The following is a 26875-nucleotide window of genomic DNA, read 5'->3' on the forward strand; positions in this document are numbered from 1 at the left end:
TGAGATCACCTCCTTTCGTCTAAGGCTGAATCAGGGCTGGCGTCGTAGCCTAAACCTGTGGATCTCGACGCCTTTATCACCGTGAACGGACACACTTGGGCACGCTTAGACCGTCTAAGCCGTCGCCGCAGCCTTCGCGCCGACGAGATTGATGAATTCGTGGTCGCGTATGAGCGCACCGCAACGCATTTGTCTGTGATCCGTTCGACTGAGCCTGATACAGACCTGGTCGCGCACCTTTCAGTGATTTTGAGCCGGGCTAGGCATCGCCTGGTCGGAACCAGGACCACGACTTGGTCGGCGATTGTGCGCTTTTTCTGGGAAGACTTTCCGGCGGCTCTGTGGAGATGCCGCTGGTGGACTCTCTGGGCTGCAATTTTTACGATTGGTGTCGCACTCGCCATGGCTTTGTGGTTCGGCTTTTCTCAAGAGGTGCGGGACACGGTTTTGAGTATGGAGGACCAGCAGAAGTTGGTTCACCATGAGTTTGTTGACTATTACTTTAAATCTGATTCCGCGTCATTCAGTGCCCAGGTGTGGACGAATAATGCCTGGCTCGTGGCGCAATGCGTTGTGCTTGGCATCACCGGATTTATGCCGTTGTATTTTCTGTTCATGAACGCCCTCAATCTGGGGATGGTGGCCGGGACGATGGCTGCTTACGGCGGGCTCGGAACATTCTTCATCTACATTCTCCCCCACGGCATGCTGGAGCTTACCTGCGTGTTTGTCGGTGCTGGGGCGGGGTTTTCGCTTTTTATGGCTTGGGTGCGTCCGGGCCCGCTACCTCGTTCCTGGGCTCTAGCATCGGCCGCGCGCTCGCTGGTGACGGTCAGCATGGGCATGGTGGTGGTCCTGTTTATTTCAGGACTGGTCGAGGGGTTTGTGACACCGTCATCTCTGCCTGCTGCGGTTCGGATCGGAATTGGCGCGGTGGTGTGGATAGCTTTCCTGGTGTACGCCTACGGTCGAGGCCGTCAAGTAGCAGCCCGTGGCATTACCGGGGATCTTGACGAGGAGAAAGTGGGAGACCGGGTGGCGATCTCTAGCTAGTCTTCTATATCTGTATAGATCTATACCTATACAGATCTATACAGATGATGGCGCCTTGCCTTATGCAGATTCAGGCTGTGTAATGGCAAACAGTTTTGTTACGTTCCTTTGCTGTGCGTTCGCCTTACTACCAGGAGACTTATTACAGTTTCCCTTGAGCTTTTAACGCGATATAGAGATCGGCTACATAGCAGGGTAGATCGTCCGGGGACTTATCGGCTACCAGGCATCCACGCCGCATCAGCATTTCACCCATAACCTCGCGCGCATGCAGCCCAATCTCTGCTGAAGCCGCCCGATATACCTGATCAATATCATCTCGGTGCGTTGATAGTTCGTCGAGGACGGGATCTTTCGCGGAGGCAACGATGACAGGATGGTGGGCCACAATGCGGTCGGTTACCGCTAATACTCCATTTTCTGCGGCGGCAACGTCGAGGCCGGTGAGTAGAACGACCAAAGTTCCGGGCCGAGTGCGGCGTTCTACCTCTCGGGCAACTAAATCCCAGTTAGTTTCGACCAAGGCGGGCTGCACCGAAGCCGTGGCATGAACCATGTCAGAGAGCACTGTTGAGGGGGATGAGCCGCTCACGCTCAGATGGGTAATCCGGTCCACTCCGATTAAATCCACCCGGTCACCAGCTTGGATTGCCAGCGCGGTCAGCAGGAGGGCGGCATCGAGCAGAGCATCGAAACGCGGGACGTCTCCGATGCGCACAGCGGATGTGCGGGAGGTGTCCACCACGATCAGGATCCGACGGTCGCGTTCTGGACGCCACGTCCTGACAACCACATGCCTGCGGCGAGCAGTAGCCCGCCAGTCGATGGACCGTACGTCGTCGCCGTCCACAAAGTCTCTTAGAGAATCAAACTCCGTACCCTGACCGCGCGTATGAACGGCAGATAAGCCCTCAATTTCCCGCAGTCGCCGCAGTCGAGATGGCAGGTGTCGCCGGGAGGCAAAGGGATGAAGCGCAATGAGCGTTCCAGGGACGGTGAGCTTTCCAGTGCGCCGGGTGAGACCAAGGGGGCCGCGTATCCATACACCGATCGCATGCGATGAGTGCATTCCACGCCTCGTCGGGGTGAACTCCTGGGACACCGCACGGCGTTCACGGGCGGGAATTGTCAGTGCGGCTCGGTGAGGGTTGATTCCGGCGGTGGGGTTCCAGGCATCCCTCAGCAGCAGGTGCAGGGTTCGGCCCGTGGGGTTCGTGATGAGGAGCTGGCCGTGAATGGTGTTGCCAAGGCTCACTTGAGAGGGGAGCTGACGGGTTACGGCGAGTCGTCGTGTTCGGGGAGTGGCGAGCACATCCGCGAGCAGCAAGATGGCACACCCCACCGTGCAGATCACCAATGTGACCCAGCTCTGCCACAGCACGATGGGAATGAATCCGCAGACCGCCAGAAGGATGCCGCGCAGTGTAGGAACCATGAGATATCAGCGAGGAACGGGAACGGTGGCCAGCGTCGAGGCCAGCACCGAATCGACGCTCACACTTTCTAGTTGGGCTTCGGTGGTGAGCTTCACGCGGTGTCCTAGGGTCGCCGGGGCGAGCGCTTTGACATCGTCCGGGGTAACAAAATCGCGTCCGGTTAAGTACGCCCAGGCGCGGGACGTACGCATCAATGCGATGGCGCCGCGCGGGGATACACCCATGGACAAACTCGGTGAGGTGCGGGTCGCGCGGCAAAGATCCACGATGTATTCCAGGACAGGACGCTCGATTTTCACCGTGAGGACGTCTTCTTGGGCCTGCCGCAAGGACTCTGGGTTGGCCACCATGGTGAGACCGGCTGAGGCGAGGTCGCGCGTATCGAACCCGTCGGCGTGACGTTGGAGGACGCTCACTTCATCTTGCCGTTCGGGCAGGGGAAGCACTGCTTTGAGCAGGAAACGGTCTAGTTGTGCCTCGGGCAGGGCATAGGTGCCGTCGAACTCAATCGGGTTTTGGGTAGCGACCACCATGAAGGGGTCCGGGAGCAACCGCGCTCGACCGTCGACGGTAACCTGGCGTTCTTCCATGGCCTCCAGCAGCGCCGACTGGGTTTTCGGAGGTGTCCGGTTGATCTCATCTGCAAGAAGCAGATTGGTGAAAACAGGGCCTTCTCTAAAGACGAGATCGGACGTGGAGGCGTCGTAGACCAGTGATCCGGTGACGTCACCCGGCATCATGTCGGGGGTGAATTGAACCCGGCGCATTTCGATGTCGAGGGATGCTGCGAGCGCTCGGACCAGCAGGGTTTTGGCCACTCCTGGGACACCTTCGAGCAGGACGTGTCCGCGGCACAGCATCCCGACCACCAAGCTGGTTACGGCGGAGTCTTGGCCGACCACTGCCTTATGGATTTCGCCGCTAACGGCAGCCAATTTTTCGCGAACGCTGGTTGCCTGAGCTTCGGCTGGTGACGACTGGTTCGCCGGATGCGCGACAGGAGGGTTTTGGTCGGTCATCGAGGGATCTCCTTCTCGAGTTGTGAGAGGTCTCGTGCGAGGTTGATGAGCTCGCTGTCAGTGGTGACCGGCGAGTGTTCCAGTAACTTTTTGAGTTCGTGCTGGCTGCGATTGGTGCGCTGAGCCAGGGCAGTGGTGAGCGGACCGAGCCCGTCCGCTGGGGAGACGTTAAGGAGTCGGGCCAGGCGCCGGGAGGTTCCCGAGCGTAGGGCATCGGCTGCCCTGGTCCGTGCCCGGGCATGACGCATAAGGTTTGCCCTTCCTAGGGTCACTTCCTGGGCGCGCACCGTCACCGGTAACGGTTCAATGACCACGGGGCCAAGGCGACGACCGACCATCACCAGGGTCAGGATGAGGGGGATGAGCAGCCAGTCCAAAGCGGAGAGCAGCCAGGGCGGCAGGTGGTCTAATAGGTCGCCCTTATCCTCACTGGTCATCGGATCGGTGGGGCTTGGAAGATACCAGGTGACGTGAGATGTCTGGCTCAGGAGGTTCAGCGTGAAGGCCGCGTTATCGGACCGGGCGATGGAATCGTTGCGGAACATTGAGGTCGAGCCGACGGCTATCACACGATCCTGTTGCGCCACGATGAAGCCTTCTGAGGATTTAAAGCAGCCCTTGGCGCCCGCACCCACCTGGTAGGTCCGCTCGGGGGGCTCACCTTGGCGGCCGTCTGATCCTCTGATGAAGAGCCGACGCGCACCGTAGGAGGGACCGTCTGTGCAGTGGGCGGCAACGGTCGCCGCATGGTCGAGTCCACCCTTTTGGCGAATACTCGGAGCGAGGACATCCAGCACATTTTCGGCCGGATGGAGCAGCACGATGCGCCCAGGATGCCGGGGATCATTTGGAGCCTTCAGCGCTGAGGCAAGTGCATCGACTTGGGCTGGGTTCAAGGTTGCGGTTTGGGTGATGAGCACGGTTTCACCTCGTCGCACAGCCGAGGCGGCCTCACTGGTCGTGCGCTGGGTTGTCACCGTGATCCCTTCGCGGTCGAGGACTTTGACCACCGCGCGGGACCCATTGGGCTCAGGGGAGGACGGTTCCATCAACCCCCGGAGGTAGTCATCCCGTAACACAACAACCACCACGAGAATAGCGACAACCGCGATGATGAACGCGAGCAGACGGCGGTCGGTGCGATTCACGCCGCGACCCCGTTCCACTGCGGTGAGGTTTGGCGCACGTAGTCCGCCAGCAAAATCACATCGTCGGCAGCGCGGGAACTAACTCCCCAACGGGAGTATGCTGCGCGGTCAAAGTCGTGGGCAGCTCGCACCAGCCGGCTGCGTAAATCAGGAAAAGCGGGAGCGGCTTTGCGCGCGGCTTCCAACGCCGTCATACCATCTGTGACATCCAATATCGTGCGTTCGTCTAGGTCTTTGACGAGAGCGCGGACACCTAACAGCACGGCCTCTCGATTATGACCCTCTGCCTGGGCACTTCGGGCAGCCTGCAGAAGTTCATCTGCGCTGCGGACGGAAGCGATGCTGGCCGCAGTAGCTGAGTGGGTCGCGTGGTTGCGATGCAAAAGGCCGGTGGTGCGTATGACCATCAGGGCGCTAACCGCTAACGCTCCGATGACGAATATGAGAAGAGCGATGCCTAGGCTCCGCCCTATTCCGCTGCCGTCAGAAATAGCGTTAAACCAGGAGACAATCATTTCCCATAGCTCTCGTAGCAGGGAGCGGGAACGTGAATACTCTGGCCGAGATAGTTCGTCGAGCAAGAGCCATCGTGCGTGGTCTGGATCCACGGTGAGCTGTAGCGGGGGAGGGATCATACTTGCTGCCCCCGTGCCGCGCGAACTTCACGCAGCAGCTCAATATCATAGGCGTTTTGACGCATGCGAGCGTCGTAATAAAGCACCGTGAGAGCAGCCGCGTTGAAAGGTTGAATAAGTGTGTAAATCGCCACTGAACTCAGCGTCCCGATCACTATGGATACATTCGTCGCGGCGGCCATACCTTCACCGTGGGTTGTGAGCACAATAACCGCAGATATCAGGCCAGATAGAATGCTGGGAACGAACGAGAGAATCTCCTGCAGGAGACCCATCAGGAGAGCAATCAGAATCGAAATACCAAGAATGCGCCAAATTCGGTTGCCTGAGGTGAGAGCGAATGAACGCCGAATAGCCTGCCAGGGGCCTAGCCCTTCGGTTGCCAAGGAAGGCAACGCGAGCACGGTACGAGTGCCGAGGAATATCGAGAGTAAAATAGCTACAAGCATTCCAATGACGGCAGATAACACCCCCAAAACGCTGAATCCCGCCCCCAATAACATGGGGAGAAATCCGATCATGATGACTATGGTGAAGGGCACGCCGACAATGAGGCCAATCAAAATCCCGGTGGCGAGTGCGTGCCAAGCGTGACGCTTAAAGATCTGCCAGAACTCGCGGACACTCGGGGGTTGCTTCACTAACGTCTCTTTTACAAAACCTGAGATGGCAGCTGAGAGCATGATTGTCACGAGCCCGTAAGCCGTTGCGCTGATGAGAGTCGTGATGACGAAGATAAGGATGCCGCCGCCGTCGATATCGTTAGCGGAGGTGGGTGATCCTTCAAATGAGCCTGTGAAGATCCCGCCAAAGGCGGAGAAATACTCGTTCCCTCCGAACAGCATCAGCGGCAAAAGAACGAGCTGAGCAATACCTAGGACTAGCGCACTCATTCCAAAGAGTGCTTTGGGGCGCACCCTGACGGTGCGAAATGCGGCCCCGAGAATTTCGCCTAATGAAAGAGGCCGGATTGGGAAGAGTTCGTCCGGAGAGACGAGTTCGCGCTGCAGCGCCTGGTACTGACTGGCACTAGGGCCGTACCCGGAACCGTAGGGAGGCTGCTGGCCGCCAGGAACGGCGAAACTCGAAGGACCTGAAGCATTGGGAGGGTAAGCACCGTGAGGTGCATCGGGAGCTGGTGGAGTTGGTGGAACCGGTTCTGATCCGCTCGCGGGCTTGGCCGGGTCAGGGCTTCCGCCGGGGACATGCCAAGGAGATGGATTGGTCATGGTTAGCCCTCCAACGACGCTCGATAGTGCTGACAAGTTCCACGCTACGGGCCGAGTGCCGTCATCAGGATCCGACGAACGTCGATGCTCGAGATCGAACAGTTTGTGGGTGGATCGGCTCTTTGGGGCCGCGCAATGATCGGTTATCCGATGGGATCGGCCTGAAGACTCCCTCGTGGCGGTGGCACAATGGGCCTATGACCACCCCTGCAGGCCCCCGAATCCTTGCCGTGGATGATGACCTTGCGATTGCTGAGATGGTCGGAATTGTGCTTCGCGGTAAGGGATTTGACGTGACCACATGCTCCGACGGGGCGCAAGCTTTGGAAGTTTTCGACCAGGTGCGCCCCGATGTCGTGCTCTTGGATCTGATGCTCCCAGGTATGGATGGCATTGAAGTGTGCCGACGCCTGCGCGATGAGTCGGGGGTTCCGATTATCATGCTCACGGCCCGCTCTGACACCGCCGATATCGTGGAAGGTTTGGAGGCCGGGGCGGATGACTATCTCACGAAGCCATTTGAACCGGATGAGCTGGTGGCTCGAATCCGTGCCCGGGTGCGGCGCACAGATATCCCGAGCACGGAACGTTTGGTGATTGGCGACCTCGAGATTGATGTGGATGGTCATGTCGTGCGCCGGGGTCAAACTCAGATCGCCTTGACCCCGCTGGAATTCGATTTGCTGGTGCAGCTGGCGCGCAAACCCTGGCAGGTGTTTACGCGGGAAGTGCTGCTCCAAGAGGTGTGGGGGTATCGCCACGCCGCCGATACCCGACTGGTGAACGTGCATGTGCAGCGTTTGCGGGCCAAGATCGAACACGATCCGGAAAATCCGTCGATCGTCGTGACCGTGCGCGGGGTTGGTTATCGCGCCGGATCCGACTGACTCGCCGCGAGACTATCGCGTGTACCGTTTCGGTAGGTTCTTGCGCCGTGTGATCGCTCCGCGGTCGTGGTCCCTGACCGTGCGGGTGGTGGTAGTGACCGTGGTTCTTGCCACGGTCGGGGTTTTGACAGTGGGGTTGTATTTATCGTCGGTGATTGCGGACGGTGTTTTTGAACAGCGCAGCAGCCGGATTTTGGCAGAGGCTCAGGACACTCGCCGAGGTTTGATGGGGGCTATGGATGCCGCCCGCAACGGAACCACAATTCAGCAGCAGGACACCGCAACACGGTTTGTTCAGTCGTTACGCACATTCGATGAGGGGGCGCAGCGTCAGGCCGCCTTGGTGCCGGCGGACCCGGAGAGTTCATTGTCTATGGTGACCACTGACCGCACGATGCTGTCATCGGTTTCTCCGGAGCTTCATCGCAAGGTGGCCAGCGGTGACGGCGTGTATTGGCAGAGTGTGGCATTGGCTGACGATGGCCGCACGGTTCCCGGGATTATTGTCGGAACCCGGGTGACGGTGCCTGGTGCGGGATCCTACGACCTATATTTGCGCTATTCGCTCAGCAACGAGCAAAACACCCTGGAGTTTGTGCAGCACACCCTGATTGGGGCGGGGGCTGCGCTGCTGGTGCTCCTAGCGGGAATTGCCGTGGTTGTCGCCCGAATGGTCACTAACCCGCTGCGCAGAGCGGCGGCAGCGGCGGAGCGTTTAGCGCAGGGTGACCTCAGCTCGCGCATGGAGGTGTCGGGTGCGGACGAACTGGGGAGGGTTGGCACCTCGTTTAACCATATGGCGGCGTCGCTGCAGGAAAAGGTGGAGGGCTTAGCTGAACTGTCCAGGCTTCAGCACAGGTTTGTGTCGGATGTGTCCCATGAGCTGCGCACCCCGCTGACCACTATCCGCATGGCCGCAGCGGTGCTCGACGATGTGAAGTCCAGTTTTCCGCCCGATGTGCGGCGCACCAGCGAGTTAATGACGACCCAGGTGCGACGGTTCGATTCGTTGCTGGCTGACCTCCTGGAGATTTCGCGGTTCGACGCGGGGGCCGCCGTGCTGGATGCCCGCAGCGAAGATCTAGGCGAGGTGGTCGACCTTGCGGTTCTTGACGCTAGCCCAATCGCGCGTGAGCGAGGCACCCGCCTAGAGGTGCGGTGCCTGGCTGATGATGTCACGGCGGTTGTTGATGCCCGGAGGATTGGGAGGATCTTCCGTAACCTCATCACTAATGCGATTGAGCACGGGGCAGGTAAGCCCGTTCTCATTGAAATAGGGGCGGACGCTCAAGCGGTTGCCGTGGTGGTTCAAGATTTCGGCCAGGGGCTCACCCCGGAAGCGGCGGAACGGGTCTTTGACCGGTTTTGGCGTGCCGACCCCTCCCGGGCGAGAACGCTCGGCGGGACCGGCCTGGGTTTAGCAATTTCTCTGGAAGACGCTCACCTGCACGCTGGCTGGTTACAGGCGTGGGGCCAGGAAGGTTTGGGAGCGGTCTTTCGGCTCACGCTGCCACGGCGCCCCGGCACCACGCTCGCTTCATCACCATTGCCGCTGCATCGCGATCTCAACATGGAGACGTGGATCAGTGCTGCGACTGGGTCGTTGGGCCCTGCGCGTGCGCATTGTGACTCGTGCGCATCCTCCGGCGATAGGGCGCGTCTGCCTGGTCCTGCAGATTTGCCAGCGGACTTGGCTGGTTCTGATTCTCACCTAGCTGCTGAGGGCACCGGAGCAGCTAAACCTGCGGAATGCAACGACTACATAGATCAATCTGGGGTGATGGATAACGACCGTGCTCCCGGTCAGGTGAACCTGGGGGACCGGACCGGCACGGTGACGGATGAGGACGAGGCCTTGGGTGTCCAGCCTGAGCACGATGAGCATAGGGAAGCGGAAGGTCGCCATGAGTAGGAGGCGTAAGGGCTACGGCGATCAGAGTTTCGCATCTCGGCGCGTTCACGAGTCCAACTGGCCGGTGCTCGGGCGCCGAGCCGTGTTAGGGGCAGCTGGAATTCTCGGTCTTTCTGCCTGTGCTCGAATCCCGACCTCGTCGGGGGTGTCATCGGCGGCGGCATCGCGGACGAATATTGACGTGCCGTATGTGCGACCGCGTCCGCCAGCGCCGGATGCTGGGCCGGCCGAGATCGTCTCGGGGTTCGTCCTTGCTGGGGTTGGGGAAGAAGACGATTGGGCGGTGGCGCGCCAGTATCTCACTGCCGAAGACGCCACTCGGTGGGATCCGACCGCCGGGGTGTCGGTGTACGGCGGGGGTCAAGAAATCACGGTGAATCAGGGGAGCGGTGATACCTGGCGTGCGAGTTTCCAGCTGAAGGGAAAAACTGACGCCCAGGGCCGGTTGCGCCGGACCGCGTTTCCGATTGCGACTGATGTGACGTTTACTTTGCGCAAGGTGTCGGGGCAATGGCGTATTGCATCTCCACCGCATGGCATTTTTCTTTCTGATGTTGCATTCCAGATTTTGTATCGTCCGGTGACGTTGTATTTCTTATCGGAAGCTGATCGCTATTTGGTTCCAGATATGCGCTGGTTTACGCCGAATCAAACGGGTACGGGCATTGTTCAGGCTTTGGCTGCTGGTCCCGCACATTATCTCGCCCCGGCTGTGTATAGCGCTGTGCCCAGTTCGATCAGCATCGGCTCGGGAAGCGTGCGTATTCAAGAGGACGGCACTGTGCAGCTGAGCTTGCCGGCCAGTGTGCAGAACCTGGCCTGGGATGCGAGGCAGCTTATGATTGCGCAGGTCACCGCGTCGTATCAGAGCATGAGTGTGGTGAGCAGGGTGCGTTTAGTGTCCCAGGGGGTGGTATTGAATCCTGACGGCAGCGGAGCTTCGCTGAGCAAAGCTTTGCCCGGGCATCGGGCTATCGCCGCCGGAGCGGAGGGTGGTGTGGTGTCGCTGTCGGATACTGACCCGGGTGGTAAGGCGACGTCGCTAGTGCCGGCTTTGGCCCGGGAGCGAGTGCTCAGCCCAGTTTTAGCGCCTAAAGAATCTCTGGTGGCCGCTCTCACGCCGCAGCGCGACACCGTGATCATTGCTTCCACTGATGGCAGCACTCGCAGGCGAAATGCGGCGATTGGTGCGCAGCTGGTGGCTCCTCAGCTGGATCCGCAGGGATATGCGTGGACGACACCGGCGATGACCTCCGGTGCTTTGCTGGCACTTGGCGCCCGCGTGGGCCGTGCCGATGCGAAAGTTGATGCACCGTGGCTGGCAGGACGTACCGTGGTTCAACTGTCCATGGCCTCTGATGGGGTGCGCTTGCTGGTGGTCTCGATCGAGGAGGCCACGACGCATGTTGAGCGCACGGCGGTGGTGCGGAATGCTGCGGGCGAGCCGATTGCGCTGAGTGACCCTGACCCGGTTCCGGTGCCGCTCGCGGGTGTGAATTCGGCGTCGTGGTATTCCGAGACCGGGATCGTCATTTTTGGAACTGCGCAGACGGACGGGACTCGAACGGTGGTGGCTATTGAGGATGATGGGACCCGTCGGCAGTTTGCTAGTCCGCCGCCGCAGACCGCTACCGTGGTGGGCTCGAGCGTGGCCGATATCGTGTATGCGGGTACGTCTGACGGCGATATTTTCCGCGGTTCTAACACCGGATGGGTGAAGTTAGATGTGAAAGCGAGTGACCCGGCGTTTTGCTAATGCGAGGTCGCATTGGACGTGCCGGTTGTCCCCCGTCTTGCCCGTGCAGACTTGTCCACAGCATCTTGGAGAGCGTGGCTTTGATACCCGAAGCGCGATGTCCTTGAGAGGTGAACACTGGGGAAGCACAAATGCGAGCTGCTGGGGACGGCCGCGCGGTCGCTGGTGTAAAGGCGGTAACAGCCGCGGTGCTGCGAACAGCGGCAGCGGTCAGTGACCTCGTGATCCCGATGGAGTGTCCATGCGGGACGCCGGGCCGGGTGGTATGTGATCGGTGCCGGGATGTTATCTGGGCGGGTGCCTATCGCATCGATGGGCGTTTAGAGGCGCTGCAGATCCCACAGCGCATTGACGTTCCACGCGACGAAGTTGATTATGGTCCGTTACTACCTGTCTATGCGCTTGGAAACCATGAGCCCCCGCTACGCGATCTAGTGCTCGCGGTCAAAAATGGCGGACTCGTAGCGATCCTGCCGGAACTCACCGCGGCGCTCTATCCCGCTGTGCTCGACTTAGCAGGTTCTAGCACGCGGAGGGAGGCACAGGATGGCGGCCTAGAGCGTGAACTCGCCGTTGTCCCAATACCGTCCAGACGCTCGCGCGTTATTGCTCGAGGCGAGGACCATGTTGCGCTCATGGCGCGGCAGCTGGCAAAGGCTGTCGCTCTGCATGGCGAAGGCATGGTTCAGACCCGGATGCAGATGAAGCGACTGCTCGGGATTGGGGGCCGCGGGCAGCGCGGACTTGGGGGTGCACAACGCAGAGCGCAACGCGTGGGCATGATGGCTTACCGTCAGCCGTTCTGGGCCAAAGTCAGGTGCCGCGAGCATCCCCGGCGCACCTGTGCCCGAGCGGCTCAGGGACGTAGAGCGATTCATCGTCGCAGAAGGTCCGTAAGAGAAAGCGGGGAGGACAAACGCGCGGACATCATCCTGGTCGACGATGTTGTGACCACCGGTGCAACCCTGAAAGAAGCGCACAGAGTGCTGACCGCACACGGGCATCGGATCCTTGGCGCTGTATGCCTGAGCGCCGCTCCGGCCCCGATCACCGCCATTGACCCCCCATTGGTGCTCGAATGAACGCTATCCGCGATTAACGCCTCATCGACAGGTAAAGCACCATCGACGATTAATGATTTATCGATAACTAATGATTCATCGACGATTGATGCCTCATCGACGTGTGAGGCTCGATCGATACGTAAGGCCTCACTGAAATGTGAAGCCAGGTAACGACGCGGAAGCCAAACGCCAACGGATGAAAACTCATGGAGTCAGAACACGAATTCCACGTGCTGGGCGAGGTGTCATGAGATCCCTAGGAATCGGGGGCATACTGGATGTCCAACGATCTTCCCGCGGTGATACCGGCAGGGAGTGTCCCGACGATGTGCAAGGGGGTGATGGTTAACCCGTTCCACCCTCGGATGCCGCGCCGCGGCGTCTTCGTCAACGATCGGAGGATTCCCCCATGGAGATCACCGTAGTCGGACGCCATATGTCCGTCCCTGACCGCTTCCGTCGCCATCTCGAGGAGAAGCTGGAAAAAGTCGCCCAGCTTGCCCCGCGTGCGATCCGGGTCGATGTCGAGATATCCCATGAGAACAACCCACGGCAGAGCGGACTCGCAGACCGGGTCGAGCTCACCGTGCACGATGCAGGCTCGGTCATTCGCTCCGAAGCCCGCGCTGATGACCTATATGCCGCTCTCGATGTCGCCTATGGACGCCTTCTGGAAAGGCTGCGCCGCGCACGTGACCGCCGCAAAGACCGCAGGCGCGGGCGCGAATCGTCCCATGAGCCAGCTGAAACACTGCGGACCATGGCAGCCACGGAGGCTGGACACAGCGTTGATCACAAGGAGGTAGAGGCCGGCAAAGACGCCGAAGAACCCAGCAGCCCCGTGGTGATTCGCGAAAAGCGCCACAAAGCGGCCCCCATGACGATCGACGAAGCGCTATACGAGATGGAACTCGTGGGCCACGACTTCTACCTGTTTGTGGATGCCACGTCTCGATGCCCCAAGGTGGTCTACCGCCGCAAGGGCTGGAACTACGGTGTGATCGAACTAGAGGTCAGCGAACGCTGACCACCTCGAACACTTGAGCTGTGATCTAGGCGGCATCCCATCTACTCTGATGGGGTGCCGCCTCTAATATCATCTTCCCTCTCATCAACATCCAGCGTTGAGCGGATGAGCTGGCGGGATGCACGTCGAGTAGTGCTGCGCTCACTGGGGTTTGGACGACGCCGTCCGCTGGAACCATTAGGACCCGCAGCCTCCCGCAATGCGCTTGCCCGCACTGTGCAGAGACTGCATCTTTTGCAAATAGATTCCATCCAGGTGTTTGCGCGGGCTCACCATCTACCGGTGTATTCGCGCTACGGCGGATGGGACGTGAAAAGTCTTGACCGCGCTGCCCGGCCTGGTCCCGGTCATATCCTGACCGAAGCGATGGCTCACGAAGCCTGCTATGTCACCCACGAGGTTTACGACTTACTGGCCAGTCGCAGGGCACGAGTTGCTGACACTGATTGGTCGCAAGTGCGCCAAGCAGCTGAACAGGGTGTGCTGCTCGACGATATTCTCGCGCTGATTCGTGAACGGGGCCCCATGACGGCGCCCGCGGTCAGCAAAGCGTTCGGATCAATCCGGTCGGAATCGGGATGGGGCTGGTCCCGCACCTCGGTGCAGTGGGCGGTGGAATACCTATTCCGTTCGGGACGCCTGGGGTGCGTAGGCCGCACCGCTCAGTTCGAGCGTCTATTCGAGCCGGTCGAAAGAGCATTTCCTCAACACCTGCTGAACACGTGGAAACAACCAGATGCGGAGTACAAGGCACGAGATGCTCATCAGCTTGTGGATAAGGCGGCCCGAGCGCTCGGCGTGGCAAGCACCGCGAGTTTGGCCGATTACTTTCGGCTACCGCGCACCGAGACTGCCGAGATTGTTGAGGACCTGCGGGCATGCGGGATAGTGCGCCCGGTTGACGTGCTGACTCCTCATGGTCCACTGCGAATGTGGCGCCATGCCCAGGCACCTGGCTCCTCGCCGGTGCGGGGATCCACACTCGTCAGTCCCTTCGATCCGCTCGTGTTTCATCGACCCCGGCTGCGTGAATTATTTGATGTCGAGTATCGAATCGAAATCTACACCCCGGCTCATAAGCGACAATACGGCTACTATGCGTTGCCGTTCTTAGTCGATGACGTGATCTGTGCGCGGGTTGACCTCAAAGCAGATCGGCGCCAGGGCGTGTTGCGGGTGCTGGGAGCCCATCGGGAACCATTGCCGCAGTTATCGCGCACCCGTGGCGGGGTACCGTCATCGCAGCAGATCATCCGCGAACTGGCCGATGAGCTCCAACGCGCGGCACGGTGGCAGGGCTTAGAACGGATCGACGTGACGACCTCGGGCCCACTAGCCGGGAACCTCGCCCAGGATCTAGCGCGTGTCCTTGCATGAGGGTAGAGATGCGCCGTTAAGTCGCAGGGCCTAGTGGGTCCGCCCGGTCCGCCGGGTCAGCATTTTTCGGTGATGAATATCCAGAATGCTGCTGATGGGGGTCGCGCCGATTAGACTGAACAGGCCCGCCCTTGGGCTGACCTGAGGGACGGGCGGGTTATGACTGGATCGTACCCGAAAGACCCTTTAACACATCACCGGAAACGGGGAACAGTAGTGGCGAACCTCTTCGACAAGATCCTGCGCGCTGGCGAGGGCCGGGAACGGCGAAAGCTTGAAGCTATTGCGCAGAAGGTGGCAGCCGTTGAGGACGGTTTTGAAGCGCTCAGCAACGCCGAACTGCGCGAAGAAACCGACAAGTTCAAAGAGCGGTTGGCTCAGGGGGAAACCCTCGACGATGTGATGGTCGAGGCGTTCGCTGCTGTGCGCGAGGCGGCGCGCCGCACACTCGGCCAGCGTCACTTTGACGTCCAGATCATGGGTGGTGCGGCACTGCACCGTGGCCGGATCGCTGAAATGAAGACCGGTGAAGGTAAGACTTTGGTGGCAACCCTCGCTGCCTACCTCAACGCGCTCGCCGGTAAGGGCGTGCACGTGGTGACCGTCAATGACTACCTCGCCTCTTATCAGAGCGAGTTGATGGGCCGTGTATACCGCGCGTTGGGCATGACCACCGGCTGCATCACAGCGGGATTGACTCCCGATGAGCGGCGGGAAGAATATGCCGCTGACATCACCTATGGCACCAATAACGAGTTCGGCTTCGACTACCTGCGCGACAATATGGCGCTGTCTGCTTCGGATCGAGTCCAGCGCGGGCACTTCTTCGCCGTGGTCGACGAGGTGGACTCAATTCTGATCGACGAAGCGCGGACCCCGCTGATTATCTCGGGCCCCGCCTCGGGTGACGCCAACAAATGGTATGCCGAGTTCGCCAAGGTCGCTAAGGTGCTGCGCCGGGAACGCGACTACGAAGTGGACGAAAAGAAGCGTACCGTCGGGGTTTTGGAATCTGGTATCGACAAGGTGGAAGATTACCTGGGGATCGATAACCTGTATGAATCGTTAAATACTCCGCTGGTCGGTTTCTTAAATAACGCCATTAAAGCCAAAGAGCTGTTCAAGCGCGATAAAGACTATGTGGTGCTCAACGGTGAAGTGTTGATTGTGGACGAGCACACTGGCCGTATTCTGGCTGGTCGCCGCTACAACGAAGGCATGCACCAGGCAATTGAGGCCAAAGAGAACGTCAAGATCAAGGCCGAGAATCAGACGCTCGCGACGATCACGCTCCAGAACTACTTCAAGCTGTATGGCAAGCTCTCCGGAATGACCGGTACCGCCGAAACCGAGGCGGCTGAGTTCATGAACACCTATAAGCTCGGTGTGGTTCCGATTCCCACGAACCGCCCGATGATCCGTGAGGATAAACCGGATAAAGTTTTCCGGACGGAAAAAGCAAAGTTTGATGCGGTGGTGGAAGATATCGTGGCCCGCCACGACGTCGGCCAGCCAGTGTTGGTTGGTACCACCAGCGTGGAAAAGAGCGAGTACCTCTCGACGCTGCTGAAGGCCAAGGGGGTTCCGCATGAGGTTTTGAACGCGAAGAACCACGCCCGCGAAGCCGCGATCGTGTCGATGGCAGGCGCAAAGGGTGCCGTGACGGTGGCCACCAATATGGCCGGGCGTGGAACCGACATTATGCTCGGCGGCAACGTCGAATTCATGGCTCATAAGGCGCTCGCTGACCGCGGTCTGTCGGCCGAGGAGGACCCAGAAGCGTACGAGGCAGCTTGGTCGGATGCCCTTGAAGAAGCTAAGAATTCGGTGGCTGAGCAGTATGACGAGGTCGTCGATCTGGGCGGGCTGTATGTTTTGGGCACCGAACGTCATGAGTCGCGGCGTATCGACAACCAGCTGCGTGGACGCTCCGGACGTCAGGGTGACCCGGGTGAGTCCCGTTTCTACCTGTCGCTGCAAGATGATTTGATGCGGCTGTTCAACTCGGGTGCGGCGGAAACTTTGTTGGCGCGCGGCGGAGTCGACGAGTCGATCCCGCTCACCGGGAAGATGGTCTCCGGGGCTATCCAGCGGGCGCAGGGAGCCATCGAGTCGCGGAACTTCGAGATCCGCAAGAACGTGGTGAAGTATGACGACGTGCTCACGAAGCAACGCAAGAAGATTTACGCCGAGCGCGCCCGGGTGCTGGAAGGTGAAGACCTCAAGCACCAGGTCGACCACTTCATTGAGGAAGTGATCGGTGGCTACGTGGATGCCGCAACTGTGCGGACCTCACCGGAAGACATCGATTACGACGAGCTGTGGGGTGCGCTGCGTGCGGCGTTCCCGGTCAGCATTACTCCCGACGATGTGATCGAGGATGCCGGTGGTAATAAAGCCCAGGTTGATCCCGCGCGGTTGAAGGAAGAGGTTCTGGCGGATGCTCGCCTCGCTTATGCGCGCCGCGAGGAGGAGCTGGGTGAGGACGCTTTGCGTCAGCTAGAGCGGCGAGTTCTGCTGAGTGTGATCGACCGTCGGTGGCGCGAACACCTGTATGAAATGGACTACCTCAAAGAGGGCATCGGACTGAGGGCTATGGCCCAGCGCGATCCGCTGGTGGAGTATGAGCGTGAGGGCCACCTCATGTTCAACGAAATGGTGGCCGGAGTTAAAGAGGATGCCGTCGGCTACCTCTTTAATCTGGAAGTTCAGGTGCGACCGGCAACTTCCATGGTTCCCACTGCCGTGGCGGATTTGGTGGGCCAGGTAGGTGCCGACTCGGATGGTGGCGAACTGCCGGAGTCCTCAGATGATCAAGACGCGGACGTTACGCAGGCTAGCACCCGCGGTGAGGACGTTAACCCGGCAGGTGTGGGCGCCGCCGCAGATACCCCGGCTCCGCGTCTGATTGCTAAGGGGCTGGACGATGGACCGTCGGCGGCTCAGTTGCAGTATTCGGCACCGAGCCTTGATGGTGATGGGCAGGACGACGAGGCTGGGCTTTCTCGTGCGGAGCGTCGGCGCCGGATGCGGCAGCGTCGTAAAAAGGGAAACTGAGCGACAGATAGCTCGGCGGTAACTGCCGTGCTGTAGAGCGGTCGCGAGCAGAACGACAAATCCAGGGCTGTGCGGGATGAGGTTATATCCCATACGGCCCCGGATCTGTTTATGCCCACATCGTGTGCCCTATATATGTGATACATAATTTACATACAGCTATGGCCGATATGTAGATATACGTGATGTGTAGCCATGCCTCACCTATAGCTATGGTTTACGTGCGGCCATACCTTATGTGTTGCTACACCTCATGTGCGTGGCTGTGCTGCGCAGATGCTCAGGTGGTGGTGATGTGCTCACGGTGTAGCGGCGTGATCACGGTATGGCGATACGCTCACGGTGAGGTGATGCCTTGTCGCGCCGCCTAGCCCAGTTCGAGGACAACAACCCTCCAGTGTCCCCGGCGCTTTTCAAAGCGCATCGCGACAAAGCGAGACCGTCCGACCTCGTGAATCACCGCGCTGGCCTCGACAACGTTCGCCGTGATCATGCAGGTGCGAATTCCTGAGACGGTGATGGCTGCTGTGCGCCCGGGATGGTCATTGCCTCGCAGCCGGCGAGCTAATGCGGCTCGCATCTTGAGGCCTTCAATAATGTCTGGGAGAACATGCTGGCTGATTGCGGTGGGGGAACGGTAACCTCGTGCAATTTCGACAGCGCAGCGCGCGATAGGTCCCACCAACTGGGCGACCTGTGCTGTTTCTACTGCTGTTGCGTGGGATCCATAAGGAGATTCTCCTCGATGGTGGGAGTGACTGTGCACCCTGGATCGGGTCCGTGCATGGGTGGCGCAGGGGTCTGAGGGAAGTCTGCGAGGATGCGTTCCTGGATCGGCCGGTGGAAAGCCTATGACGGTCATGAGGAGGCTCCTTCCGTTATCTCTGTCCAGGGGTGCAGGCTCATAACGGTGGTGATGCCTGCTCTTTGCTGCACAGGTGTCGAGCTGGGCCCTCGGCTCCTCGTGCCCGGTTGACCAGGTGGTGTATACATGGCGTTCCTTCCCCCTGACTGGCTGCAATGCCGTCAAAATTTGGGCGGCCACGGTCGGTGCAATCGTGCGCGTCAACGGTGAAAGCGCCATGTGGTCGCCGTTGCCATGTGCGACATCCCCTGCTTCCTCATCTCTCCTTGAGATGTCTTTTGATGCCGCAATGGCTAACTGTGGGCGACATAGTACACAATCAAGAGAAATGCTCCCTGTGAGATGTGTCCAAGATATTGATTTGACCGCGATATTCCGCTAATAGAGGTAAAGCCTGGAAAATGAATCGGTGTCAGCGTTATCTAGTCGCCGTAAGTGTGGGAAATCGTCGGTGTCGCCATCTGTGGATGGACCGTCAGCGTGGGAGCATAGATCTGGCGCAATTTCAGGTGATGATGTACGCGCCGCGGGCACCCTGAGAGAGGCCACGCGAGCGCCCGAGGAGGAACACTGTGCGATGCTATGTAGCTTTGCCTGCCACCGATGACAATCTGCCGACCGGACAGGCTTGGGTGCTGCCCGATCACCATGACGTGTATGCGCTGACCGCCGCTAGGCGCGCAGAACAGCCTAACGCAGATCGGGACGACCTCGAATATGATGTGCAGCTTGATGCAGTGCATGCCGCTGTCACCCGGGCTGATCGGGCGAGGATCGTGCTGGTGACGGTAGACCTGAAGAGCTCCGCGATTCTCCATGAGCCGGGAAGGGGTGAGGCCGGTGCGGGCCTAGACAACGCTGTTGTTCAGTGTCGCGCCGGCACCGTTGGTCGGATTCTCAGCCTGCACGTCACAGAGCTAGGGGCACGCGCCATTGATCAGGATGACGTCGAGCCTGCGCTGCTGTGGTTTGATGCGACGGAGTTAGATGAGGCGCTTCAATACGCTCGGTCTGTGCCCGCAAGCTCAGAATGAAGTCGTGCACAATATGGCTGATATATAGAAAAAGTTGGCACTAAACGCGACTGATGTAGAGCGAAATGGCGCGATTCAAAACATGTCTGAGATGAAGAGAGTTAGCGCGAAATAGGTTTAATGAAGAACAGCCCCTATCCGCCGGCGAGCCTTTTAATGACGGACAAAATTTTATACGGGTTCGCTCTCCCGTCTACATAATTTGCATCTCTGGGTGAGGTGTGCGGCGCCATAAAAACCTATGATCAGGGTTATATGGTGGTCCTGGTCCTGGTCCTGGTCCTGCGGTGTGAATGCCTAGTTGTGCGCCCTAGTTTCTCGCACCTGGTCGTCCCCGCACACCCCACCCAGCGTCACGATGCTGGTGCTTAGCGCTCTGCTAAATAGCGAGCTGCTGCCTGCTCTTCCGCGCGCAGTAGATTAGCAATACGAGGTGCCATCGCTTTTTCCAAACGGGCGCCGAGCAGCGGGATTTTGACATTCACGTCACCGTCAATATCAATGCGCGAGGAATCGCCCTCAGGGCGGACGCTCACCCCGGCCTCAACCCGAACCGGCATCCCGCTGACCTCCAGCACCAGTGTGCCGTGGCGAGAACCGTCACCCTCCGGGGCGTTCCAGGTTTGAGTTTCCGTCGTATCCAGACCAGATCCTGCGAAGGCGCGGGCCTTTTCCGGGAGGACCGAGGCGTCGATCTTGCGGCGAGCGGTCACCGTGAAGTGGCCATCGGGGGTGCCGGTAACCGACGTGTCGGTTTCTGGAGCGTGCATCGCCTGCCCGCGCATCGTTTGATAAGCAGGGTCGGCGTACATTGCCGCAACGGTGTCCGGCCCTGCGGGCAGGATCATGCTCTCAGTGATCTTCATAGTGTGTCCTTTCGGCGGCCAATGCCGTGATGGGAGAGTTGGTCGGCGACCACTCTAGGGGACAGATCTGGGGCCTCGCGTCCGACGAGGGACTACGTTCCCATTATTGTGGGAGCATGTCGCCGACTTTCAGCAGATATCTGGTCGATCACGGGCACCGGCAGGAGGAATCAGCAGAGTGGCTGCAACTGCTCGTCGGAGACTGGCAGCTCGTAGCCGATCTTCTGCGCGCCGATTTGGTTCTGTGGGTCGAACACGAAGGGACGTTGACTGCGGCCGCGCACTGCCGTCCCGCTGATGGCAGCACCGTGTATTACGAAGATCCAGTCGGAATGGAACTTGAGGCCGAGTTCTGGCAGCCCCTCGCGGATACTCTCGCAACTGGGCGACTGGATATGACCCCGATCCCCGTTGAGCGTGAGGATCGTCACGCTGAGTGTGTTCTGGTGCCGGTTCACCGCGACGGCAGCATCGAAGCGGTGTTGGCGGTTGAACGGGTAGCAAGAGCTGCCGGGGTTGACCGGACGCTGAACGAAGAGCGGATGAGCGCTCTCGGGGAGCGGCTTTTGAAGATGATCCACGAAGGTCGTTTCCCGATTGTGGGCGCACCCATTCCGCCCCGACGGGGTGCTCCCCGGGTCGGCGACGGAGTGATCGAACTGGACGAACAAGGTGTTGTGCAGTGGGCGTCCCCGAACGCGCTCTCGGCCTTTCACCGGTTCGGGGTCGACGGGGAGATGATCGGCGAAACCCTCGCTGAGCATTCGACTCGGGTTATTCAAAGCCGGATACCGGTCGATGAGTCGTTGCCGCTGGTGCTCTCGGGGCGGGCAGCGTGGCGCAGCGATATGCAGGCGCGGGGCGGCACCTTGTCGCTGCGAGCGATTCCACTTGTGTCGGGGGGACGACGCGACGGCGCAATTGTCTTGGTGCGGGATGTTACCGAACTGCGTCGGCGAGAGCGTGAGCTGATCACTAAAGACGCGACCATCCGCGAAGTGCACCACCGGGTGAAAAACAATCTGCAAACGGTGGCGGCGCTGCTTCGTTTGCAGTCTCGGCGTATCCGCAACCCTGAGGCGCGGGAGGCTTTAGGAGAGGCGATGCGCCGGGTCTCGACAATTGCGTTGGTGCATGAGGCGCTGTTGCAGGGAACGGAAGAGACCGTGTTCTTCGACGACGTTATCGACAGGTGCATGACTCTTGCGGTCGATGTGGCCTCAGCCAGTGTGCGGCACAGCGATTCAGAGCCGTTATCGGATGGAATCGGTCAAGTGACAGTGCGTACCGAACGATTCGGTAAAGTTGGGCTAGTGCGTGCGGAGGAAGCGACTCCGCTGGCGCTGGTGGTTACCGAACTGGCGACCAATGCGGTGGAGCATGGCCTTGCCCAGACCGGAGGTACGCTGAGTGTGCGGGCCGAGCGCACAGGATCTCATTTAGTGCTTTCGATTGAGGATGACGGGACTGGAATCGGATCGCGTAAACCGGAAGGTTTAGGCACCAACATCGCCCGCACGCTTGTCTCCGGTGAATTAGGCGGCACGCTGACCTGGGCTGATAGGCCGGAAGGTGGAACGCAAGCAAAAATTGACGTCTACTTGGATCCGCTGCCGCTGTCTTAGAGAGCGCTTCGGCTGGTTTGTGAGCAGCATCACTGCGATCAGTGCCACCCCGATCAGTGTCACCGCGAGTAGCGTCAATGTGCGCAGCGTCGACGGGATGAGCGAAAGCCTCGACCGTAACCGAATTCGTATCCGGTAGAACCAGCATGCGGCAGAACGGGTATCGGCTGTGCGGCGATCCTGAGATGCAATGAGTGAATATGGCAAGGCCCCGTCCGAGTGGGCGGGGCCTTGGCCTGTGATCTGCTGGACAGTCGAGAATGTCGCGGTGTCCGGTTGCGGATACGACGTGTTAGGAAGCGCGGCGAGCGCGCGCGGTGCGGCGCTTCAAAGAGCGACGCTCGTCCTCAGAAAGACCGCCCCACACGCCTGAGTCTTGCCCCGATTCCAGAGCCCACTTCAGGCACATATTCATGACGTCGCACCGTTGGCAGACCATCTTGGCCTCCTGGATCTGCGTTATCGCAGGTCCGGTATTGCCGATCGGGAAGAACAATTCGGGATCTTCCGTCAGGCATGCAGCCCGATGCCGCCAGTCCATCGTCACTCTCACTTTCCTGGTCGTTGTGCGTGTGCCACAGGGGTACGCACAACGCTGCACCGCCATTGCGACGGTCTTGTCTCGCGTCGATTAAGGTGCGCTGATATACGCCCGTACATCAAGCTTTTCGTACATCGAACATCCGCACATCGACGCACCGTGCATATATCTTCCCGTGCAGGGGATGATCCGAACAAGACCCCTACGCCCGTCCGTGCGTGGTTCTTCCCACACGCCTGGACGCTTGCATATCGCTGCGGCGGCCTTTTGGAGAGAGTTTCGCCCACGCGGTCACGAGTGCTTAGCAGCTGTCGAGGAGGCGAGGTGTATCTCTGGGTACAGTGTAGGAATGCCTGACTCTCAGCCGGCTGCCCGTCCGTCGTCCTCCCTCGTTCGTCGTGCGCGTCTGTCTGCTCTTTTACTGTCCATCGAAACCTTGGCCCTGGTGGTCGTGGCGATCAGAGCTTTTGTTACAGCGATCAGCGCGGTGGGGGCTGATGCCGCTGTCGCTAAATTGGACGGTGCTCTGGGGGTCACCGTCGTGGTTTTCGCCGTGCTGCTCGGAGCTGCGGTTCGCTCTGTCTATGCGTTAGGGCGCTTTGGAGTCTCCTACGGTGTGACCTGGCAGATTTTTCAGATTATTGGCGGGGTGACGCTCATAGCAGGTGGTCAGGTACTGCTCGGCGGTGCTGCCGTGGTGCTCGCGGTGCTCACGGCCGCCGCACTGATGGCGACGGCCGTGGGTCGATCACAGCTGGAACTGCCTTAGGCGTAAGGAGCTAGCTGCTGAGCCTTAGGCCCCGGAACTATCCCCAGGTGGCAGAGAGTCCATGCGCGAGGTTTCCGTGTGCCCGGTACTTATTATGCTCAGTCGCCGCCGGCGAGGGCAGCGGCAGGCGCGGTGCGCGCTGCGCGGCGCCCGGGGAGCACGGACGCGAGTAACCCAGCACCCACTGCCGCGGCGATCATCAAGAGAATTCGCCACCAAGGGATCGTTATGAGCACGCCAAAGGAGCTGCTCAGCAGAATGTTGATGCCGATGATGCCGTATGCAATGCCCAAACCGACTCCTAGCAGAGCACCGCTGATGGCGAGGATGAATCCCTCCCAGGCCAGCAGGGCACGGATCTGACGGCGTGTTGTTCCCAACGCCCTGAGCAGGGCGTTCTCGCGGGTTCTCTCGATGACACCGAGGGTGAGTGTGTTGGCCACACCCACCAGTGCGACCACAACAGCCACGGCGAGTAGTGCAAGGGCGATAGTGAGGACCGTATCAATGATCTGGGAGTAACCTTCGCGCTCAATACCTGGAATGTCCACGCTGACGCCGGGGGAGGGGAAGACCTGATCGACCGTCTTATAGACATCCGAACCGATGGTGCCGGCGTCTCGATTTTGTCGAGATGGTTCCGAGATCGGTGCCAACTGTCCGAGCACGACGCGTGCAGGTTCGGTTGTGGCGATGGAACTGAGGGTCGTTGGGGTCACGAGCGAAACCGAAAGATTGCCCATGACCTGAACCGTAACGTTGAGGTTTTGCCCGGAGGGAGTAGGAACCGATAGGACCTGGCCGTCGTGAAGCTTGAACTGGGCTGCCCGATCTTTTCCGGTACGGATCACGAAATCGCTCAGATGATCGGCGACCTCCGGATTGGCGGAGACACGCTCCATGATGGCTGGGGTGACCGCCATAAGCGTCATGGTGCGTTTCTGGTCGTGCTGCGCATCTAGTTCGCCGGTGTGTATCGTCTCCGCGGCGAAGACACCCGGAATTTTCGCAATCGCCGGGGTCAAGGACTCTGGGAGGTTGGTGCCGCTGACGACGATGTCGAAGGGTTTGCGGTCGGTGAGCTCGGTGGTGACCGTACGTGATGCGGTGGCTGCCCCCACCGTCATCATGGTCATAAGAGTGGTGCCGATCAGGAGAGCCCCGACTGTTGCGGCACTGCGCCGGGGATGGCGAACAATATTTGAGACCGCGAGCCGCGCAGAAGCACCACCGAGACGAACAAAGGGAATGCTGACTACACCGATAAGCGGCCGACTTAGGAAAATTAGCCCCACCATGACGGCTGCGAAGCTCAGCATCCCGCCCATCAGACCAGCGAGCACCGAGAGGCCAGTTCCCAATGCACTGCTAGCTAGAGCTCCTGCTGCGAGCAGGAGAACTCCGATCACACCGAGCACAAGGGCCACGATGAGGCGGATACGGCCCGCTGCTCGGTCGGACGTGACCGGGACCGGACGCAACGCCACCAGCGGTTTGACCCGGGTAGATGCCCGAGCAGGGCCGAAACCGGCGGCTAGTGACAGTACCAAGCCCACAACGACCGGCGTCATCAGGGAAGCCGCCGTCCACGGCACCACGGAAGGAACCGAGGTGTAGCCCAAAGCCCGCGCTGTTGAGAGCGTCGCCTGGGCCAAAATATGTACGCCAACGGTGCCGATGAGAGCACCGATGATCCCAATCAGTGCGGACTCGCGTAAGACCAGGAGCCGTATTTGACGGCGGGTGGCGCCCAGCATCCGAAGCAGAGCAAGGCTGCGAGTACGCTGCGCGAGGGTTACCGCGAACGTATTGGCGACCACGATGGCGCTTGCCACGAAGGCAATAACCACGAAGCCGACGAAGATGCCTGTCAAAATAGCGCCGTCACGGGTCATAGACGAGATTTGCTCGGTCACATAAGCGTCAGTTGTCTGTGCCTTCAGCTGAGGATCTTTCCGCTCTAGATCAGCAATCACGGTCTGCGGATTGGTGCCCGGGCGAACTGAGATCATCCACGAGTGGTAACGGTGAGAGTCCTCGCCCAGAGCTGAGGCGATATTGGGGCCTTGCAGGTGAATGGTCGACGAGATCCCCCCGATAGACAGGCTCTGGGACGGCATCTCGGATATACCGCTGATCTGAAAGGTGTGACCCTCCGGAGATTCTGGATTTCCGGAGGAGAGGGTTACCTTGGTTCCGACCGTGAGGTTGAGGGCTTTCGCGGTCTCCGTATCGACGACTATGTCGTTCGCGTTGCGGGCTGGTCCACCGGATTGGTATGTCAGCGAGGAGACCGAATCTGGAGGGTCGATAGTGGTCCGGGCCAGCACCGATTTCCCGCCGACGTGCACTTGCACGACACTGTTGATCCACGGCCAGCTGGCGCGCACCCCGTCGACCGTGGGGAGGCCATGGGGAGCTTCATTGACCACCACATCGGAATGGGCGACAGTTGAGCGCACCGACAGGTCAAGAGAACTTTGGATCAGGGTTCCGGTAAGCACGGCGATGGATAAAAACGCTGTGCTCAGTCCAATCGTAATCAGCGCCGCAAGATGGCGACGCCAGGGTGTTAAACGAATCCCGCGTGTGCTCTTCATCGATGACCCCCGGTGACTGTCATTGAGTCCGAGATAATCTGTCCGTCGCGCAGTGTCACGATGCGATCGGTTTTTGCCGCGGCGCTGGGTTCATGAGTGACCATGACGATGGTCTGGCCAAACTGGTCCACGCTAAGACGTAAAAAGTCCAAGACTTCGGTGCTCGTGGCGGTGTCGAGATTGCCAGTAGGCTCATCTGCGAAGACAACATCCGGTGAGGTAATGAGCGCCCGTGCAATGGCGATGCGCTGCACCTGACCACCGGATAGTTGGCTTGGAAGGTGCGTGAGCCGGTCTGAGAGTTTGAATGCTTCCACCAAGGTGGTAAACCATGCTCGGTCCACTGTGGCACCGGATAGCTGAATCGGCAGCAAAATGTTCTGCTCAGCGGTGAGCATGGGCAACAGATTAAAGCTTTGGAAAACAAACCCGATGCGTTCGCGGCGCAGAACTGTTAAACGGTTATCGTCCAACTGAGTCAGCTCGGTTCCCCCGAGCTGGATGCTGCCCTGATCGACGGTGTCGAGCCCGGCAAGCACATGCATCAAGGTGGATTTTCCGGAGCCTGAGGGGCCCATGATCGACGTAAACCGCCCAGCGGCAATATCGAGATCTATCCCGGCGAGGGCATGGACATCGCCGTAAGACTTCACCACGCCGCGGGCGCGAATCACAGCGGGGTTGGAATACACCGTGGGCGCCATGGATGTGTCGGCGTTTTGCAGGGGTGTATTTGGGGCAGGGCGGGCGGGATCTGACACGGGTTACCCTCCAGGGCAGTTGACGTAGGGCGTGGATGCGGAGGCTTCGTAGCCAGCAGACATCACTGAAGTAATCGTGCATTGTGCCCAAACTCTGCACATCCATCGTGAGACCCGTGATGGTTTAGAGGGGTTCCCACCTTGGATGGATCAGAGCGTCCACCTGGGGTAGGACGTGATCAGTTTTTGATTTTGGTACCGAATCGTGCGCGTG

21 protein-coding genes are annotated in these 26875 nt (G+C 59.7%); 11 read left to right on the forward strand and 10 right to left on the reverse strand.

From position 1 onward, the window contains the following. Positions 1 to 57 precede the first annotated feature (57 nt). A complete protein-coding gene (locus BN1724_RS00345) occupies positions 58 to 1053 on the forward strand; it encodes a stage II sporulation protein M (protein WP_058233778.1) in 996 nt (331 codons plus the stop codon). Positions 1054 to 1195: 142 nt separating this feature from the next. Here the strand turns inward: BN1724_RS00345 and BN1724_RS00350 are convergent, their stop codons facing one another. The 5 genes from BN1724_RS00350 to BN1724_RS00370 are packed head-to-tail and all read right to left on the reverse strand — an operon-like array spanning position 1196 to position 6520. After that, entirely contained in the window at positions 1196 to 2488 is a 1293-nt protein-coding gene (locus tag BN1724_RS00350; protein WP_058233779.1) for a DUF58 domain-containing protein, read from the reverse strand. A 6-nt stretch (positions 2489 to 2494) separates the two neighbouring features. Continuing rightward, the gene (locus BN1724_RS00355) at positions 2495 to 3508 is read right to left on the reverse strand and encodes an AAA family ATPase (RefSeq protein WP_058233780.1); all 1014 of its coding nucleotides are present in this window, start codon (positions 3506 to 3508) and stop codon (positions 2495 to 2497) included. Beyond that, on the reverse strand, positions 3505 to 4656 hold the full coding sequence (locus tag BN1724_RS00360; RefSeq protein WP_157085690.1) for a DUF4350 domain-containing protein: 1152 nt from the start codon (positions 4654 to 4656) through the stop codon (positions 3505 to 3507). Before BN1724_RS00360 ends, BN1724_RS00355 begins: the two co-directional genes overlap by 4 nt. Beyond that, positions 4653 to 5291, reverse strand: a complete 639-nt coding sequence (locus tag BN1724_RS00365; RefSeq protein WP_058233782.1) for a DUF4129 domain-containing protein — start codon at positions 5289 to 5291, stop codon at positions 4653 to 4655. Before BN1724_RS00365 ends, BN1724_RS00360 begins: the two co-directional genes overlap by 4 nt. After that, positions 5288 to 6520, reverse strand: a complete 1233-nt coding sequence (locus BN1724_RS00370; RefSeq protein ID WP_058233783.1) for a hypothetical protein — start codon at positions 6518 to 6520, stop codon at positions 5288 to 5290. Before BN1724_RS00370 ends, BN1724_RS00365 begins: the two co-directional genes overlap by 4 nt. Before the next feature lie 197 nt (positions 6521 to 6717). Here BN1724_RS00370 and mtrA point away from each other — a divergent pair, with 197 nt between their 5' ends. From mtrA to secA, 7 genes are all read left to right on the forward strand, one after another. Further along, a complete protein-coding gene (gene mtrA / locus BN1724_RS00375) occupies positions 6718 to 7407 on the forward strand; it encodes an MtrAB system response regulator MtrA (protein WP_058233784.1) in 690 nt (229 codons plus the stop codon). Between the two features lie 49 nt (positions 7408 to 7456). Then, positions 7457 to 9319 (forward strand): MtrAB system histidine kinase MtrB, encoded by a 1863-nt coding sequence (gene mtrB / locus BN1724_RS00380; protein ID WP_058233785.1) that lies wholly within the window; start codon positions 7457 to 7459, stop codon positions 9317 to 9319. Next, entirely contained in the window at positions 9312 to 11075 is a 1764-nt protein-coding gene (locus BN1724_RS00385) for a GerMN domain-containing protein (RefSeq protein ID WP_058233786.1), read from the forward strand. The genes mtrB and BN1724_RS00385 overlap by 8 nt, the downstream gene beginning before the upstream one ends. Before the next feature lie 110 nt (positions 11076 to 11185). Beyond that, positions 11186 to 12157, forward strand: coding sequence for a ComF family protein (locus tag BN1724_RS00390; protein WP_157085691.1), 972 nt, complete (start codon positions 11186 to 11188; stop codon positions 12155 to 12157). Positions 12158 to 12548: 391 nt separating this feature from the next. Continuing rightward, a complete protein-coding gene (gene hpf / locus BN1724_RS00395) occupies positions 12549 to 13166 on the forward strand; it encodes a ribosome hibernation-promoting factor, HPF/YfiA family (RefSeq protein ID WP_058233788.1) in 618 nt (205 codons plus the stop codon). Positions 13167 to 13271: 105 nt separating this feature from the next. Further along, on the forward strand, positions 13272 to 14543 hold the full coding sequence (locus BN1724_RS00400; protein WP_058233789.1) for a winged helix-turn-helix domain-containing protein: 1272 nt from the start codon (positions 13272 to 13274) through the stop codon (positions 14541 to 14543). Positions 14544 to 14759: 216 nt separating this feature from the next. Then, positions 14760 to 17600 (forward strand): preprotein translocase subunit SecA, encoded by a 2841-nt coding sequence (secA, locus tag BN1724_RS00405; protein WP_058233790.1) that lies wholly within the window; start codon positions 14760 to 14762, stop codon positions 17598 to 17600. A 367-nt stretch (positions 17601 to 17967) separates the two neighbouring features. On the opposite strand, the gene BN1724_RS13470 is transcribed toward secA, so the two are convergent. Then, the gene (locus BN1724_RS13470) at positions 17968 to 18282 is read right to left on the reverse strand and encodes an Rv3235 family protein (RefSeq protein ID WP_157085692.1); all 315 of its coding nucleotides are present in this window, start codon (positions 18280 to 18282) and stop codon (positions 17968 to 17970) included. A 755-nt stretch (positions 18283 to 19037) separates the two neighbouring features. On the opposite strand from BN1724_RS13470, the gene BN1724_RS00415 reads away from it, so the two are divergent. Further along, positions 19038 to 19499, forward strand: a complete 462-nt coding sequence (locus BN1724_RS00415) for a DUF6912 family protein (RefSeq protein WP_058233792.1) — start codon at positions 19038 to 19040, stop codon at positions 19497 to 19499. 368 nt (positions 19500 to 19867) lie between these two features. On the opposite strand, the gene BN1724_RS00420 is transcribed toward BN1724_RS00415, so the two are convergent. Beyond that, on the reverse strand, positions 19868 to 20365 hold the full coding sequence (locus tag BN1724_RS00420; RefSeq protein WP_058233793.1) for a DUF2505 domain-containing protein: 498 nt from the start codon (positions 20363 to 20365) through the stop codon (positions 19868 to 19870). 116 nt (positions 20366 to 20481) lie between these two features. Here BN1724_RS00420 and BN1724_RS00425 point away from each other — a divergent pair, with 116 nt between their 5' ends. Next, complete coding sequence (locus BN1724_RS00425) at positions 20482 to 21990, forward strand: sensor histidine kinase (protein WP_058233794.1); 1509 nt, start codon at positions 20482 to 20484, stop codon at positions 21988 to 21990. Between the two features lie 292 nt (positions 21991 to 22282). On the opposite strand, the gene BN1724_RS00430 is transcribed toward BN1724_RS00425, so the two are convergent. Beyond that, positions 22283 to 22531, reverse strand: a complete 249-nt coding sequence (locus BN1724_RS00430; protein WP_058235626.1) for a WhiB family transcriptional regulator — start codon at positions 22529 to 22531, stop codon at positions 22283 to 22285. Positions 22532 to 22880: 349 nt separating this feature from the next. Between BN1724_RS00430 and BN1724_RS00435 the strand changes: the two genes are divergently transcribed. After that, the gene (locus BN1724_RS00435; protein WP_058233795.1) at positions 22881 to 23300 is read left to right on the forward strand and encodes a hypothetical protein; all 420 of its coding nucleotides are present in this window, start codon (positions 22881 to 22883) and stop codon (positions 23298 to 23300) included. A 98-nt stretch (positions 23301 to 23398) separates the two neighbouring features. Here the strand turns inward: BN1724_RS00435 and BN1724_RS00440 are convergent, their stop codons facing one another. Together BN1724_RS00440 and BN1724_RS00445 are read right to left on the reverse strand one after the other, a co-directional pair. After that, positions 23399 to 25900 carry an FtsX-like permease family protein gene (locus tag BN1724_RS00440; RefSeq protein ID WP_058233796.1) on the reverse strand — a complete coding sequence of 834 codons (2502 nt, stop codon included), beginning with the start codon at positions 25898 to 25900 and terminating at the stop codon, positions 23399 to 23401. Then, on the reverse strand, positions 25897 to 26604 hold the full coding sequence (locus BN1724_RS00445) for an ABC transporter ATP-binding protein (protein ID WP_058235627.1): 708 nt from the start codon (positions 26602 to 26604) through the stop codon (positions 25897 to 25899). The genes BN1724_RS00440 and BN1724_RS00445 overlap by 4 nt, the downstream gene beginning before the upstream one ends. Between the last annotated feature and the right edge of the window lie 271 nt (positions 26605 to 26875).

This window comes from Devriesea agamarum (genome assembly GCF_900070355.1).
Lineage (GTDB): Bacteria > Actinomycetota > Actinomycetes > Actinomycetales > Dermabacteraceae > Devriesea > Devriesea agamarum.

What these genes read in the sequence shown, in the direction of transcription:
- BN1724_RS00350 (WP_058233779.1), bottom strand. Translation starts at nt 2,488, where the DNA reads ATGGTTCCTACACTGCGCGGCATCCTTCTGGCGGTCTGCGGATTCATT.
- mtrA (WP_058233784.1), top strand. Translation starts at nt 6,718, where the DNA reads ATGACCACCCCTGCAGGCCCCCGAATCCTTGCCGTGGATGATGACCTT.
- BN1724_RS00435 (WP_058233795.1), top strand. Translation starts at nt 22,881, where the DNA reads ATGCCTGACTCTCAGCCGGCTGCCCGTCCGTCGTCCTCCCTCGTTCGT.
- BN1724_RS00430 (WP_058235626.1), bottom strand. Translation starts at nt 22,531, where the DNA reads ATGGACTGGCGGCATCGGGCTGCATGCCTGACGGAAGATCCCGAATTG.
- BN1724_RS00400 (WP_058233789.1), top strand. Translation starts at nt 13,272, where the DNA reads ATGAGCTGGCGGGATGCACGTCGAGTAGTGCTGCGCTCACTGGGGTTT.
- BN1724_RS00445 (WP_058235627.1), bottom strand. Translation starts at nt 26,604, where the DNA reads ATGGCGCCCACGGTGTATTCCAACCCCGCTGTGATTCGCGCCCGCGGC.
- BN1724_RS00440 (WP_058233796.1), bottom strand. Translation starts at nt 25,900, where the DNA reads ATGAAGAGCACACGCGGGATTCGTTTAACACCCTGGCGTCGCCATCTT.
- BN1724_RS00355 (WP_058233780.1), bottom strand. Translation starts at nt 3,508, where the DNA reads ATGACCGACCAAAACCCTCCTGTCGCGCATCCGGCGAACCAGTCGTCA.
- BN1724_RS00385 (WP_058233786.1), top strand. Translation starts at nt 9,312, where the DNA reads ATGAGTAGGAGGCGTAAGGGCTACGGCGATCAGAGTTTCGCATCTCGG.
- BN1724_RS00370 (WP_058233783.1), bottom strand. Translation starts at nt 6,520, where the DNA reads ATGACCAATCCATCTCCTTGGCATGTCCCCGGCGGAAGCCCTGACCCG.
- hpf (WP_058233788.1), top strand. Translation starts at nt 12,549, where the DNA reads ATGGAGATCACCGTAGTCGGACGCCATATGTCCGTCCCTGACCGCTTC.
- BN1724_RS00425 (WP_058233794.1), top strand. Translation starts at nt 20,482, where the DNA reads ATGTCGCCGACTTTCAGCAGATATCTGGTCGATCACGGGCACCGGCAG.
- BN1724_RS00420 (WP_058233793.1), bottom strand. Translation starts at nt 20,365, where the DNA reads ATGAAGATCACTGAGAGCATGATCCTGCCCGCAGGGCCGGACACCGTT.
- BN1724_RS00365 (WP_058233782.1), bottom strand. Translation starts at nt 5,291, where the DNA reads ATGATCCCTCCCCCGCTACAGCTCACCGTGGATCCAGACCACGCACGA.